Below are 15,434 nucleotides of genomic sequence, written 5' to 3' on the forward strand. Positions count from 1 at the left end.
ATTTCCCCCTAAATATTAAGATAAACATCGTACATCTCTCTTTCCTCGATCATCTTGTAAATATCTTTAATAGATGCATTTAAAAGTGTCATAGTGTATTTTTCAAAATAAGAAAGTTCCAACTCCCTTTCAAGAATTCTAAGTATTTTTTTGTCGTTCTTGTAATCAAGAATTGCATGTTTTAACACCTTTGGAGAAATATTTACATCTTTTGAAAAATCTATAAATTTATTTTTATTATCTATCTTTAAATCATAAAATCTTAAAACTGCTTCTTCTAATCTCTTCTTATCTGGAAAAATTTTCAAAAGATGATTTTTTCTCTTTAAAGCATCTTCACTGTTATAATAAAGTTGCAAGATTACATAAGAATCACCAGATACTGCATCTATTAACTCTTTTATGCTTAACGGAAAATCAAATATTCTAACTTCTGCACCATTTTCTAACATTGAGGGTAATCCATCAGAATTAGTTGAAGAAACCAATTTTTTTATCCTTCCTTTTTTTATTAAACTACTAATCACACACTTTTGAAACGGTTTTAATATAGGACTGTAAAACACCAAATCTTTAAATTCATACCTTCTAGAAATTAGTTTTTCATAAAACTTTGTCACATATGAATAGTTTGAAAACAAAAATGCAATTGAATTAATTTCGTGTTCAATCGTTTTTTTGGAATTCCGCTTATCTTCCAGTCCAAAATTTATCTTCTTTTCTTCGTAAAAAATTGGAATGTTACTTTCAAACTTATACAAACTCGTAACAACAAAATCTTTTTCCCCTAATTTTTTTAATAATTTTTCATATAATTCATACGACAGTGAAGACAAAATCTGTATTTCATTCAAAATTATGAAGTCAAAATCATCTAAAGGAATTTTACCTTCAGTAATCATTATAGGGTTTGTAATAACATGTTTTGAATAATTTCTATTTAATGAGTTAACAAAAGTTATTCCATCAGGTGAATGCCTGGACAAGCTTTCATAAACATGCAAAGCCTCGATATTTGTTGGATTTATCACTAGCGTTCTACCTTTATTCATTAAATAAAGCAAAAAAGCATTCCTAGTCAACAAATCCGATTGCAAAACAAATGGTTTTTCTTTAAAAAGGTACTTTTCAATTCTTTCATACCTTTGGGAAAGTTCACTACTATCCCAAAAATCCCTAAATTCGTCTCCTTTTTGGCTTTTCCAATCGTTTGTAAAGGAATATATAAAGTATTTATCTTTATAATCTTCCTCATACTCAGAAGAAATTTTAAAATCCAAGATATTCAAAAATGGACCAACACCATTTTGTCTTATGTTAGCCACAATATCCAACGAAGTCAAAACCGCGTGAATGGCTGGAATATCATAATAGTTCTTTTTTAAACCAAATCCTATTCCTTCAACGGTATTTTTATTTTTACTCTTTAACACCATTCTTACATTTGCTCCAAAATTTCCAAAGAACCTTATTCTTTCAACCAAATTATTTTTTATCAAAAAAACAGGTTCAGGATTCCCATGTCCAAACGGCTCCAAATAACTTAAAGCCTTTATTACATTATCTCCAACATCATCTAAATCCAAAACAGCGTCTACTTCCAATTTAGAATCCACTTCAAAATGACTGTCACCAAATTTTTTTGAAATCACATCGATAAGCTCGTTAATTTTTTCTTGTCTTATACTAAATCCAACTGCCATAGGGTGTCCACCAATTTCTTCAAAATACTCGGAAAACTTGGAAAGTACTTCCAAAATATCAACACCATCTACACTTCTACCAGAACCCCTGCCAATTCCCTCTTCAAGTGATACAACAAGAGAAGGTTTATTGTACCTTTGTACAAGCTTTGTAGCAACAATTCCTAAAACACCCGCATGCCATTTTTCGCCAGCGACTATCAAAATAGGTAAATCTTTTATCTTTGAACTTTCTATTTTGTTAACAGCCTCTTTAAATATCTTATTTTCTATCTCTTGTCTTGTAAAGTTATATCCCATTAAAATCTCTGCAAGTTGTTCAGCAGACGAAAGATTATTAGTTGTAATCAGTTTATAAGCATCCTCTGCAGAATACAATCTACCTGCTGCATTGAGCTTGGGAGCTAACCTATAACCAATATCTTGACTGGTAATATTTGTAATATTAAGTTTTTTCATCAGTTGCACAAGACCAATCCTATCTGTTTCATTGAGTTTTTTCAATCCTTCTTTTACAATATACCTATTTTCATCTACCAGATCCACCATATCCGCTATTGTTCCAAGTGCAACTATATCCAAGACTTCATTGATTTCTTCATCTTTAAGGTTTAACTTTTGTCCCAATGCAGAAATTAGCTTATACGCCACGCCAACACCCGCAAAGTCCCTAAAAGGATACATTTCATCTTCCCTTTTTGGATCAACAACCGCATGAGCTTTCGGAATTTCATCCTTGATAGTATGGTGATCAGTTATTATCACATACATTCCCAACTCTTTTGCCCGTTCTACAGCTTCAAAACTTGTTATACCACAATCTACACTTAACAACACCCTAAACCCGTTCTTATAGAATCTTTCCACAATTTCAGGTTGTATACCATATCCCTCATCAAGACGATTAGGTATATAGTAATCCACCTTCCAACCATACTTAGAAAGGAAAGACACTAAGGTTGCAGTCCCCGTTATACCGTCTACATCATAATCTCCATACACAAAAACAGGGTACCCTTTTTCACGGGCAAGTAAGAGATATTTAACAGCTTTATCCATATCTTTCAATAAAAATGGAGAGCGCAAATCGTCTTTTGATGGATTGATAAACTTATACGCATCTTTAGGTGTAAGATAACCTCTGGAAACTAGTAATTGCGCTGTAAGTAGAGGAATATCCAATTCCTCAGCCAACTTTTCTGAAAGTTCGGTATTAATTTTTTTCAATTCCCATTTCACTATTCTACTCCTTCCTTTTTTTATTTTTTTACTTTTGTACTTATTTTACCATATTAAAAATATTTTTAGAATAGTGTATAATATAACTATAGTAATATAGTAAGTGTTCCAAGTTCCACCAGCACTAAAGTTCTAATCTAAAAGAACCGCAAAAAAACGAGGAGGTGGAATTATGGGGAACACGTATTATTGGCTTGTACTTCTTGGAGACTCGGAATACCATATTTTACCTATCCTTTTTGTTCCCTCTCAATCACATGTAGATGCGCTCTTGGAAACCATATACAAAAACAAACTAATCAATTTTCAAGTAAAAAAAGTAATGTTTTCGGATAATTTTGAATCTGTTAAAGAGGTTACCATGAAATATGCAAATTAAGGAGTGATTAAATTTGGTTACAAACGGTATTGCATACAACGCTAGGGTAAGGTTTTCGGTTATTGATAGTACAAATATTATCCAAGAGGTAACAAATAAACATTCCCTATCTCCTATCACAGCCGTTGCACTTGGAAGATTGTTAACCGGCGTTTCACTTATGATTCCATGGCTTTCGCAAAACGAAACACTTACTTACATAGTTGAAGGGAGTAACAAGATAAAATATATTGCTGCCCAAGCAAAAAACAACGGAGATGTAAGGGGATATGTTACACCCAAAGTGGTAGAAACTTTTTTAAACAAAGACGATAAATTTGATATCAAAAAAGCAATAGGTAATGGAACTTTAAAAGTTGTAAAGGACTTAGGTTTAAAAACCCCTTATGTTACACCATCCAAATTAGTTAGTGGTGAAATAGCAGAAGATTTAGCTCATTACTTTGCCACTTCTGAACAGATTCCAAGTGCTATAGCTTTAGGAGTCTTAGTGGACAAAAATGGGATTAAACGTGCTGGTGGAATTATTATTCAAATATTGGATAAATCCCTTTCCCAAAAAAGCATTATAGAAATTGAAACAAAATTCAAAGAGATCACTCCAATAACTAACTTTTTGGAAAACCATTCTGCAATAGATGCATTAGAGTATGTCTTTGGTGATAAAATTGAAAAAATAGAAAAACACAACGTCCAATTTAAATGTAGTTGTTCACATGAAAAAGCCATAGATTCAATAAGATTATTAAAAATTGAAGAATTAAAAGAAATTTTAGAAAAAAATGAAGACGTGGAAGTTGAATGTAAATGGTGTAGTACAAAATACATTGTTAAAATTCCAGAGATTAAAAAAATCTTGGAGGAAAAAAATGAGCATCTCAACTAAAGTTACGTACATTGTCACTTTAATTTCAACTACAATTTTAGCTTTGGTATTAATATTTTTGTACTCTACTATAGATTCACTAATGATAAAATCCACGAAAGAAGATTTGCTAAGAACGAATCCAAAGGGACATATGATGCAACCTTTTATGAGAAAAGATATATACATATTAAGGAATGGTATTTTAATTTTGGATCCATATAACATAGGGATTGTTAAAAAAGAAGGAAAAGTAAAAATAAGCGATAGAACTTATTTATTTGTAAAAAAGCAAAACACTATTTTTGGAAAAGATATTACCCCCATTGAAGAATCCATATTAAACATTAAAAAAAAGATCATCATTTTATTTTTAATTTCTATTACATTGATAAGTACACTCACCTATTTTATAACTAAAAAATCGTTAAAACACTTACATGACTTTGTAAATAAGATTTCAAAACTAACAGGAAACGATCTCAACTATAGGTTTATAAATCCACACACCAACGACGAAGTTGAAGAACTCGTTGAAAAATTCAACGAGTTAATGGATAAAGTTGAAAAAAATTACAAATTACAAGAGGAATTTGTTTCAAATGTTTCTCACGAATTAAAAACCCCTATAGCAAATCTAATTGGTTATTCAAAAATGCTACAAAGATGGGGCATGAAAAACAAAGAGATTTTAAAAGAAGGTATTGAAAACATTGTACAATCTGCAAACAAAATGAGAGAATTAGTTGAAAATATGATAATGATTTCAAAAAATTATGAACTTGAAAAAGAACAAATACATCTAAGACCTTTTATTGAAGGTATTATAACAGACAACAATGTGGTAATATCCGGAGATGGTACTATAGAAGCAAACAAAGAAGCCCTGGAAATTGTCATTAAAAATTTGATCAAAAATGCATTAATACACGGAAAACCTCCTGTTGAAATCTTACTTCAAAAAGACAAAATAGAAATTAAAGATCATGGGCAAGGCATACCAAAAGAGCTTAAAGAAAAAATTTTTGAGAAATTTTCAAAATCTAGAACTTCAAAAGGTCATGGATTGGGATTGTATATAGTTAAAAAGTTATGCAATCAAATGGGATTAAATATGTATTTAAAAAACTCAACTCATACTACATTCGTTATTGAAAGGGGTGAAAGATATGAAATCTGATATCGAAATCGCAAGGGAGGCAAAGTTAAAAAAAATATCGGAAATAGCAAAGGAAATAGGTATCGATGAAGAATACATTGAACCATACGGAAAATTCATTGCAAAAGTAAATCTAAACTTTTTAAAAAAAATAAGCGAAAGAAAAGATGGAAAACTCATATTAGTAACTGCTATAACCCCAACTCCCGCAGGTGAGGGGAAAACTACAACGAGTATTGGTCTTTCAATGGCATTAAACAAATTGGGAAAAAAATCCATAGTAACGTTAAGAGAACCCTCGCTTGGACCTGTTTTTGGTATTAAAGGTGGTGCAGCAGGTGGTGGATATTCTCAAGTGCTTCCCATGGAAAATATAAACTTACACTTTACAGGAGATATTCATGCTATTTCATCTGCACACAACCTAATATCCGCTGTAATAGATTCACACATTAAATTTGGAAATGAATTAAAAATAAATCCCGCGAAAGTATTCTGGAAGAGAACAATGGATATGAATGATCGTGCACTAAGACAAATCGTTGTAGGACTTGGCGGAAATACAAATGGTCTTCCAAGGGAAGATGGATTTATAATAACCGCTGCATCGGAAATAATGGCGATACTCTGTCTTGCAAAAGACTTAAAAGATTTAAAAGAAAGACTTGGAAATATAGTACTTGCAGAAAGCTTTGATAAAAAACTAATAAAAGTCAGAGATTTAAAAATAGAAGGCGCTCTTACAGTACTTTTAAAAGATGCGATTAAACCAAATCTTGTACAAACAATAGAAAACACACCGGCGTTTATTCATGGTGGACCTTTTGCAAATATTGCTCATGGTACAAATAGCATAATATCTACAAAAATGGCACTAAAATTAGCAGATTACGTCGTTACTGAGGCAGGATTTGCCGCAGATTTAGGTGCAGAAAAATACTTAGATTTTGTCACACAAGTTGCCAATTTCAATGTAAATGCTGTTGTATTGGTAGCAACAATAAAAGCATTAAAATACCATGGTGGGGTAAATAAAAATGATTTGTCCAAAGAAAATGTAGACGCAATGCTAAAAGGTATGGATAATCTAAAAACACACATTGAAAATTTAAAACTCTATAACGTACCAGTAGTAGTAGCATTAAATGTATTTCCAACAGATACCGAAAATGAATTAAAAGCATTTTCAAATAACTGTAACGCTCCACATGCATTTTTAAGGGCATTTCAAATGGGAAGTGAAGGCGCAATAGATCTTGCAAAGCTTGTAACTGAAAACATCTCAGAAACCCCACATACACCAATTGTAAATTTCAATATGTCCATAGAGGAGAAACTTGAAACACTTGCAACAAAAATCTATAGGGCAAAAAAAGTTATATACACAGATAAAGCAAAGAGTAAATTAAAATTCCTAAAACGCCATGGATTTGAAAACTTACCAGTAATTGTTGCAAAAACTCAATCAAGTATATCTGATGACCCCAAGAAAATAAACGCACCAAAAAATTATGATTTTACAATAAGGGATTTTGAGTTATCCGCTGGCGCTGGATTTGTAGTAGCTCTAGCTGGTGAAATAATGAGAATGCCAGGACTTTCGAAAATTCCAAACGCAACTAACATAGATATAGACGAAGATGGAAATATAATAGGATTATCCTAAGCTGGTCATACGACCAGCTTTTTTATTTTTAAAGCATAATTTAGTAAAAAAAAGAAAATACAAATATTTTGCCTGGAAAATGATTTATGTTAGGATTTTCACAAAATATCGGCATTGAAAAATCAAGTATTTTAAGTAATAATTTAGGTGTACTACAACACAATAGGGAGGTTTAAAAAATGAAATTAAGCGAATTAGGCAGATTAGAAGCACCAGGTCCACTCTATAAAATGGCACAACATCAATTCTTAAAAGCAGCAAAACTCATGGATTTAGATCCAAACATTGGAAACTTTTTGCTTTGGCCACAAAGATCGTTGGTAGTACATTTTCCAGTAGTAATGGATGATGGTAGAGTAGAAATATTTGAAGGATATAGAGTTCAACACAATACGGCAAGAGGTCCTGCAAAAGGCGGTATAAGATATCACCCTGAAACAAATTTAGACGAAGTTTCCTCACTTGCATTCTGGATGACGTGGAAATGTGCTGTTGTTAACCTTCCATACGGTGGAGGAAAAGGTGGAGTTAGAGTTGATCCCAAAAAGCTCTCCGAAAAGGAACTTGAGAAATTAAGTAGAAGATTCTTCTCTGAAATTCAAATGATGGTAGGTCCAACAAAGGACATCCCAGCACCTGATGTAAACACCAATGCAAAGATAATGGCTTGGTATATGGACACCTACAGCATGAACTCAGGTAATACAACACTTGGAGTCGTAACGGGTAAACCTCTTGATCTTGGTGGTTCAGAAGGAAGGCCAGAAGCAACAGGGCGTGGTGTTTCAATCAGTGCAGCAGAAGCATGTAAAGCACGTGGTATAGACATTTCCAAAGCCAAAGTAGCAATTCAAGGTTTTGGTAACGTAGGTTCGTTCTCTGCAAAGATACTTTCAGAAGAATACGGTGCAAAAATAGTAGCAGTAAGCGATGTGAGTGGTGGACTTTACAATGAAGAGGGCTTTGATGTTGACGATTTAATCAAATATAGAGATGAAAACGGTGGATTAATCAAGGGATATCCAAAAGGAAAACCAATCTCAAACGAGGAATTACTCACATTGGATGTTGATATCTTAGTCCCAGCAGCACTTGAAAATGCAATCACTGGAAAAATTGCAAAAGACGTCAAAGCAAAGATAATAGTCGAGGGTGCAAATGGTCCTACAACAGAAGAAGCAGAAGAAATCTTAATTGAAAAAGATGTACTTGTAGTTCCAGACATTCTAGCAAACGCTGGTGGTGTTACAGTATCTTACTTTGAATGGGTACAAGACCTTCAAAGCTTCTTCTGGGATGTAGATGATATAAGAAAGAAATTGCATAAGATTATGACTAAATCCTTCGGCGAAGTATACGCAACAAAACAAAAATACAACACAGACATGAGAACAGCTGCTTACATTGTGGCAATTGGAAGAGTTGCAGAAGCAGTCAAAAAAAGAGGATATTTCCCAATGTAAAAAATACCCGGGGTTATTCCCCGGGCTTGTTTTTAAAAAGAAGGAAGGCTCACGCCTTCCTTTTATACTCTTTGACTGATTAAATCAACAATATCTTTAACCGTATTGATTTTAGAAAGATCCGAATCTTCTACTTTAATTCCAAACTCATCTTCAAATGCCATAACTAAATCTACCATATCTAAAGAATCTGCCCCTAAATCATCTGTTAAACTTTTTTCTTCCGTAACTTCATTAACATCTACTCCAAGTTGCTCGGCTATAATTTCTTTGATTTTTTGCACTTTTTCCATAATACTCACCTCCCACTATGCAAAATATTACCACATTTAAAAGTTAGTGTCAAGTAAAAATGTTAAACTCGTTTAATTGTAACAATAAAATGAAAGCCAGCGTGTTTGCTAGCTTTTTTAATCATAATTCGATAAATAATTTTGCCAGTTTACCAATAAATGTCTCTTCTTTTATATCATTAATTTCCGGTTCATAGCTTAAAAGCTCCATTAACTGTAAAATAAAATTAGGTAGATTCTCTGTTTTTTCAAAATTTTCCCAAAAATCATCCAAAGAGGTCTTTGTGTACTCAAGCATATTAATCATTTTTTTAAAAAGTGGAATATTTATATTCGAAAGCTGTTCTAGTACTTTTTCAATTATCTCAGAAAAAGGCATGCCACCAAATACTCTACCAAAATAAATGATTTGAATTACTTTGTAAAACACCACTGCTTCGTCTATATCAAAGAGTAAAAATGAAGATTTGGCTAGATTCTTCTCTATTAAAATTGGATCGGCACCAGCAATATACCCACTTGAAATAACAAGTACTATCCTTTGGTTAAAAGGAAAATTCCTATACCTTTCAAGTTCTCCTAAAATAACCTCTCCCTCATCGTTGGTAAAATCAAATGCATACTCAAGTTCTTTAAAAGGAAAGTGGATTTTTTCTAACTTACTCTCTATCAAATCTTTCTCTTGCCTAGCCTTTCTTAAAAAAGCAACATATTCTGGATCAAATTTTTCTAATTCGTTTAAAATAAAGTCTTTATATCCATCAATAAATAACAAAGATTTTAAATAATTTTCCCTGTACTCTTCACCTGCAAGCTTTAAACTCTCACTTGCTTCTTCATATAACCCCAATAATTTTTGCTGCAATCCCAACTCGTTGTAAACCTCAAAAGACGGGAAGTTTTTGGATAACTCTTTTAACACCTGCAACGCTTGAAGATGTTTTCCAAGTTTTGACAACGTATATGCCAGATTATACGCAATCTCCGGTTTATACTCAATTGACAAACCATCTTTAAAAACTTTCTCTGCTTTTTCAAATCTTTGTGTGGTATTGTACAAAACACCTAATCTAAGAAAAATTTGAGATAATTTTTCCACCTTCAAAGCTGCTTGGTATGCAATTTCCGCATCTTTATACTGACCATTTTCAAAATACGCATCACCTACTTTTAACAAGGGAAGTGCAAAGTCCTTGTTAATCTCAAAGGCTTTCATATACATTTCAACGGATTCATCGTATTCTTTCTTTAAATACAAAACATTTCCAAGTTCGTAATATCCCAAATAAAAAGTAGGGTTAAGCGAAATAGAACGTTTTAATTCAACTTCTGCATTATCGTAATCTCCAACTTTTGAAAATAATAATCCATAATAAAAATGGTACCTGTAATCATACATTACATTTTTTGCTTTTTCCAAAAAATTTCTTGCTTTCTCATAATTTTCATCGTTTAAGAGTTCTTTAAACTTTTCATAATAGAAATAGGTAAGATAAGATGCCCAATATTCATTTTTCTCCACGGAATATTGAGCCTCTAATCCCCTTAGTATTACATCTAGTGGAATCTTGTTAATCTCGCTAATTAAAGGCATATCCTCAGCTAAAATGGGCAATTTAACGGGCAAATTCTGTTCTTTTGCAATTTCTGGCTTTACAGGTAAATACACAATTGCCTTGATTTTATCATCTCCTTATCCTATACCTCCAAATTTTCTACCTGAAATTACGTGAAAGTGTATATGTGGTACTTCTTGCCCCGCGTTCTTTCCATTGTTCTGCACTATTCTATATTCTTTAAACCCCAATTTATCGCTTAACTCTTTTATTATGTAAAATATCTTCCAAAAACGTCTTTGATCATCTTCGGATAATTCATGTATTTTTTCCACATGTTTTTTATAAATAATCAGAAGATGAATTGGTGCAACGGGTTTTATATCTTTTATGACTATAAAATCTTCATCTTCGTACACCTTTTCAGAAGGTATCTCATTTCTTATTATTTTACAAAAAACACAATCCATATTTATCCCTCCTTATAATTCCACTATTTGCTCAACTTTTGGACCTACTGAAATATAACTAATCTTTCTTTCCAATTCCTTTTCCAAGAAATTTACAAAATCCAAAAATTCTTGTGAATCATGGGTTTTCCATCCCTTAAAATATTCATATATAGGTCTTGCCCTATCAAGAAGTGACATACTTTCTACTTTTGTTATTTTTTCTCCATCTACGTCGTATCCTACACAAACTGGTATTTTTTCAAAACCATTTAAGATATCACTCTTTGTCATAACTAATTCAGTAGCACCAGAAACCTTAATCGCGTATTTCATTAAAGGAATATCCAACCATCCACATCTTCTAGGTCTCCCCGTTGTCGCACCAAACTCATGTCCCATTCTTCTAAGATGTTCTCCTTCTTCACCAAGTGCTTCACTTGGAAATGGTCCATTCCCTACCCTAGTAAGGTATGCCTTGAAAACACCTAGAAATTTGTTCACTTTGACGGGATATCCAACTCCACTTTGAATACCTGTTGTGTTACAATTTGTTCCTGTAGCAAATGGATAAGTTCCAACATCCACATCTAATAAAACCCCTTGTGTACTTTCAAATAAAATCTTATTGTTTTCAATTAAGTCTATTATTTTTCCATGTGGAACAACAAACTTTTTAATACTTTCATAAGCCTTTAAAATACCATCATACCCATCTATTTCTATTCCATACATTTCTTTGTAAAAGTTTGACAAAAAATCCCACTTATCTACAAAGTTGTATTCCAAATCTGCAATTCTCAAACCTATTCTGTGCACTTTATCCGCATATGCAGGTCCTATACCTTTTTTCGTTGTTCCAACTGCACTTTTTCCTTTTATCTCTTCTATTTTTTTATCCAATAACTTGTGATGTGGTAAGACTACATGTGTCAAATCAGAAATATACAATTTTGGTTCTTTTCCATTTTTCTCTTTATATTCTTCAATTTCTTTCACAAGTTGTTCAATATCAAGTACCACACCATTTGAAATAATTGCACCAACATCGTATTTTAAGTGTATTGATGGAAGTAAATGATGTATCATTTTAAAATTTTCATATTCCACAGTATGTCCCGCGTTACTTCCTCCACTATACCTTACAACAAAATCATAACCTTTTGAAAAAAAAGTCGTCACCTTTCCCTTTCCTTCATCCCCCCACTGCAAACCAAAAAGCACACTTTTCAAATTAATTCACCTCACTTAAAAGTTTTCTATGCTCGAAAATTTATCACTCTTTGTGTTCTCTATATTTGACAGTCTTTTAAATACCTTTGATCTTATAAGCTCAATTTTTTTTATACTAGTATTAAAAATCTTAGCGATTGAATACATTTCCATATTTAAATTAACCACGATATTTCCCTTACCGTGAAAATACGTTCCCCTTTTCAAAGAAAGCATTTCTATATTTGAATGAGTCATTACAACTCTTGAAAAATCACTTGCATTAAAGCTTTGAGATGAGAGAGAAAAAATATCCATATTAGTTAATCCTTCCGCCATAAAAGTGTTGTTGTTTAACTTGTTAATAATTACCTTTCTTGTGTTTGCAATATTTAAATTAGTAATCGTAGAATTTTCCAATACCAACAATCCTACATGTTCTACATTTAACCTGTCTACTGTTGAATCCTTAATAACCACTAAATTTGTTTTGCTTAAATTTAATATTGGTAAATTTATGTCTTTTAGAAAAACCAATTTTCCACCATTTGATGAAACTTCACCTTTATACTCCCTTCCCTCAAGATAAAATGTTCCATTTTCTTCAACTTCAAATTTCAAGTTTCCCGTAAACTTTACATTCTTTGGAACATACACTGTACCCTTTACAACTATATTTCCAACACCTATAGTTTTTAATTCAACGTTCTTCTCAAGAAGCAAAACAGATTTTTCCGGAACAAGAATCTTTCCCACAATCTTGTAAGGAGATTTTGAACTCAAAAGTATATTCTTATCAAATATTCCAGATATAGGAGTTTTTGAATCAAGCGGTGTAATATTTTCTACACTGGGAGGAATGTAGATAAAATTTCCTACATTTCCCGCATCATCCATACCACAGACAACCATGGAATCAACATCATACCTCTTAACCGTTTTTTCAAGTTTTCTTTCAAAAAAATTCAATCTACTATTATAATCTACTTCATATACCGGAATTTTAAATATTACAAGGTTTGGATCTCTTATTGAAAAATTCACTAAAGTAGGAGGAACCGTATCAACTATAATCTTAAACAAAAATTCTTGATAACTTCCCACCAATCTCAACGAGTGTGCCCCATCCTCAAAATCAAGCCCACTAATCCTATTTTCGGTTATTGGAATTCCATCAAAAAAACCTAGTAGTCCCTCAAATTCAATGTAAACATCTTCTTTTCCTATATACCGTGGAATGCTTAACGAAAACATACTCAAAGATATCAATAGAATGACTAGTATCGTTTTTTTCACATTATACCTCCAAACTTTCCCCTGGTCTTAATACTACACAATTTACATTTAATTTCTCAACTTCCAATTTAAATCTATCCACATCAGCTTTTATCACATCCCAGGTGTTATAATGCATAGGTATTACCATCTTTGGTTGTATAAACTCTACAGCTTTTACGGCATCATCTACATCCATAACAAAATTTCCACCAATTGGCAAAAGTGCAATATCCACACCCTTTAAAAGTTCCATATCTTTAGTAAGTCCTGTATCTCCTGCATGGTATATAGATTTTTCACCATATATTACAAATCCACCTGGATTACCCCCATATATGATGTCACGTCCTTCTATTATTCCAGAACCGTGAAGTGCAGGTGTCATCTTTAATTTTCCAAATTCAAAATTTGTTGCCCCTCCAATATGCATTGGATGTACTTTTTTCACACCTTTTGATTGTAGATAACTACATATTTCAAAATTTGAAATAACTGTAGCATTAAATTTTTCAGAAAGCTCCACAGTATCACCTATATGATCCCCATGTCCGTGAGTTACTAATATATAATCAATCTTTGGTAACGAAAAATTTTTTGGAAAAGATGGATTCCCTGTAATAAACGGATCAATTAAAATATTCTTTTTAGTTTCCAATAAAAAAACCGCATGACCTAAAAAGGTGATTCTCATATTTTCGCCCTCCTTTTTGCTCTTCAACATTTAAGATTATACTCTAAAATAACTTTAAGTTGCAAGAGATTTTTTATTAATTTCATGATAAAATCAATTAGGGGGTGAAAAAGTGATGTTAGATCTACTTTTTGCCGAAATAGGATCAACAACAACGGTGGTTACGGCATTTCACAATTTAGACGGTAATGTAAAAATTGTAGGACAAGGCGAACACTGGACAACCGTCAATGAAGGTGATGTAACAATAGGTATTGAAAGGGCAATTGGAAAATTAAAAGAAAAAATCGGCGAAAAAAAACTAACTTGGGATAAATTTGCAGCATCTAGCAGTGCTGCAGGGGGATTGAAAATGACTGTACACGGTCTTGTGTATGACATGACCGTGCGTGCCGCACGAGAAGCTGCATTAGGTGCAGGTGCAGTTATTAAATACATTACGGCGGGAAAAATGGATGACTTTCACATAAAAAAAATTAAAGAAATCCAACCAAAACTCATACTTCTTGCAGGTGGTGTAGATTACGGTGAAAAGGAAACGGTGATTCACAATGCAAAAGTTCTATCAAAATTGGATTTAGATATCCCAATAATTTACGCGGGGAATGTTGCAGTTGCAGAACAGGTGGAATATATACTTAAGAATTCTGGAAAAACTGTTTTTATTACGGAAAATGTATATCCAAAAATTGACCAACTCAATGTAGAACCTACAAGGAATATAATAAAGGAAATATTCGCCCAACACATCACCAAAGCCCCGGGAATGGAAAAAATATATGAAATTGTAGATTACAATATCCACACAACACCTGGTGCAGTTATGAGAACTACCCAACTTCTTTCTGAAATTTACGAAGATGTCCTTACCATAGATATCGGTGGTGCAACAACCGATGTAGATTCAGTAACAGAGGGAAGTAACGAAATACAGGAATTAATGATAGCACCAGAACCAAAGGCAAAACGCACTGTAGAAGGTGATTTAGGTTTATTCGTAAACGCGCACAATGTAATCAAACTAATAGGCGAAGAAAACTTAAAACTTGAATTTCCAAATTTGTCCGAATTAAAAACAAGAATATCTCCATATCCAAAAACAGATGAAGATGAAAAATTTATCGCAAAACTTGCACTGTATTGTTTTCAACAAGGCATCAGAAGACACGTGGGAATTAAAAAACATATATATACCCCACTTGGAAGAAAAGTCATAGCCGAAGGAAAAGATTTAACAGCCATTAAGTTTTTATTTGGCACAGGTGGATTTTTAAGCCGTTCAAAATATGCACCACAAGTTTTGAAGTCTATAAATAATCTCTCTAAGTTACATCCGATGGATCTTTTACCACAAAATAAAGTAAAGATATTTAGGGATAAATATTATATATTTGCAGCTATCGGTGTAATATCTACGGAAATAGATAAAGACTTTGGAAAGAAGATCCTAGAAAAAGATATAGAAGAGATTGGAGGTTAAA

13 protein-coding genes are annotated in these 15,434 nt (G+C 32.6%); 6 read left to right on the forward strand and 7 right to left on the reverse strand.

Annotated elements, in window-relative coordinates; all coding sequences use genetic code 11:
• Positions 1-8: 8 nt before the first annotated feature.
• The gene (gene recJ / locus XO08_RS02615; protein ID WP_077287178.1) at positions 9-2,942 is read right to left on the reverse strand and encodes a single-stranded-DNA-specific exonuclease RecJ; all 2,934 of its coding nucleotides are present in this window, start codon (positions 2,940-2,942) and stop codon (positions 9-11) included.
• A gap of 172 nt (positions 2,943-3,114) precedes the next feature.
• Here recJ and XO08_RS02620 point away from each other — a divergent pair, with 172 nt between their 5' ends.
• The 5 genes from XO08_RS02620 (at position 3,115) to XO08_RS02640 (ending at position 8,474) form a co-directional block, all read left to right on the forward strand.
• Positions 3,115-3,321 carry a hypothetical protein gene (locus XO08_RS02620; protein WP_075665509.1) on the forward strand — a complete coding sequence of 69 codons (207 nt, stop codon included), beginning with the start codon at positions 3,115-3,117 and terminating at the stop codon, positions 3,319-3,321.
• A 13-nt stretch (positions 3,322-3,334) separates the two neighbouring features.
• Positions 3,335-4,207: an Hsp33 family molecular chaperone HslO gene (hslO, locus tag XO08_RS02625; RefSeq protein WP_077197966.1), complete on the forward strand. Its 873-nt coding sequence runs from the start codon at positions 3,335-3,337 to the stop codon at positions 4,205-4,207.
• Positions 4,191-5,366, forward strand: coding sequence for an ATP-binding protein (locus XO08_RS02630; protein WP_075665511.1), 1,176 nt, complete (start codon positions 4,191-4,193; stop codon positions 5,364-5,366). Before hslO ends, XO08_RS02630 begins: the two co-directional genes overlap by 17 nt.
• Entirely contained in the window at positions 5,356-7,011 is a 1,656-nt protein-coding gene (locus XO08_RS02635) for a formate--tetrahydrofolate ligase (protein ID WP_077197967.1), read from the forward strand. The genes XO08_RS02630 and XO08_RS02635 overlap by 11 nt, the downstream gene beginning before the upstream one ends.
• Positions 7,012-7,190: 179 nt before the next feature.
• Positions 7,191-8,474, forward strand: coding sequence for a Glu/Leu/Phe/Val dehydrogenase (locus XO08_RS02640; protein WP_075665513.1), 1,284 nt, complete (start codon positions 7,191-7,193; stop codon positions 8,472-8,474).
• A 62-nt stretch (positions 8,475-8,536) separates the two neighbouring features.
• Here the strand turns inward: XO08_RS02640 and acpP are convergent, their stop codons facing one another.
• The 6 genes from acpP to XO08_RS02670 all read right to left on the reverse strand — a co-directional run bounded on the left by acpP (position 8,537) and on the right by XO08_RS02670 (position 13,953).
• A complete protein-coding gene (gene acpP, locus XO08_RS02645; protein ID WP_075665514.1) occupies positions 8,537-8,767 on the reverse strand; it encodes an acyl carrier protein in 231 nt (76 codons plus the stop codon).
• A 121-nt stretch (positions 8,768-8,888) separates the two neighbouring features.
• A complete protein-coding gene (locus XO08_RS02650; protein WP_075666690.1) occupies positions 8,889-10,361 on the reverse strand; it encodes a lipopolysaccharide assembly protein LapB in 1,473 nt (490 codons plus the stop codon).
• Positions 10,362-10,460: 99 nt separating this feature from the next.
• On the reverse strand, positions 10,461-10,793 hold the full coding sequence (locus tag XO08_RS02655) for a histidine triad nucleotide-binding protein (protein WP_075665515.1): 333 nt from the start codon (positions 10,791-10,793) through the stop codon (positions 10,461-10,463).
• Positions 10,794-10,805: 12 nt separating this feature from the next.
• A complete protein-coding gene (locus tag XO08_RS02660; RefSeq protein ID WP_075665516.1) occupies positions 10,806-12,005 on the reverse strand; it encodes an adenylosuccinate synthase in 1,200 nt (399 codons plus the stop codon).
• Positions 12,006-12,020: 15 nt separating this feature from the next.
• Positions 12,021-13,280 (reverse strand): hypothetical protein, encoded by a 1,260-nt coding sequence (locus tag XO08_RS02665; RefSeq protein ID WP_075665517.1) that lies wholly within the window; start codon positions 13,278-13,280, stop codon positions 12,021-12,023.
• A gap of 1 nt (position 13,281) precedes the next feature.
• Positions 13,282-13,953 carry a metal-dependent hydrolase gene (locus tag XO08_RS02670; protein ID WP_075665518.1) on the reverse strand — a complete coding sequence of 224 codons (672 nt, stop codon included), beginning with the start codon at positions 13,951-13,953 and terminating at the stop codon, positions 13,282-13,284.
• Positions 13,954-14,068: 115 nt separating this feature from the next.
• Between XO08_RS02670 and XO08_RS02675 the strand changes: the two genes are divergently transcribed.
• A complete protein-coding gene (locus XO08_RS02675; protein WP_232218226.1) occupies positions 14,069-15,433 on the forward strand; it encodes a GlmL-related ornithine degradation protein in 1,365 nt (454 codons plus the stop codon).
• Position 15,434 lies beyond the last annotated feature (1 nt).

The sequence above is a fragment of the Thermosipho sp. 1074 genome (assembly GCF_001999655.1).
Taxonomy (GTDB): Bacteria; Thermotogota; Thermotogae; order Thermotogales; family Fervidobacteriaceae; genus Thermosipho; species Thermosipho affectus.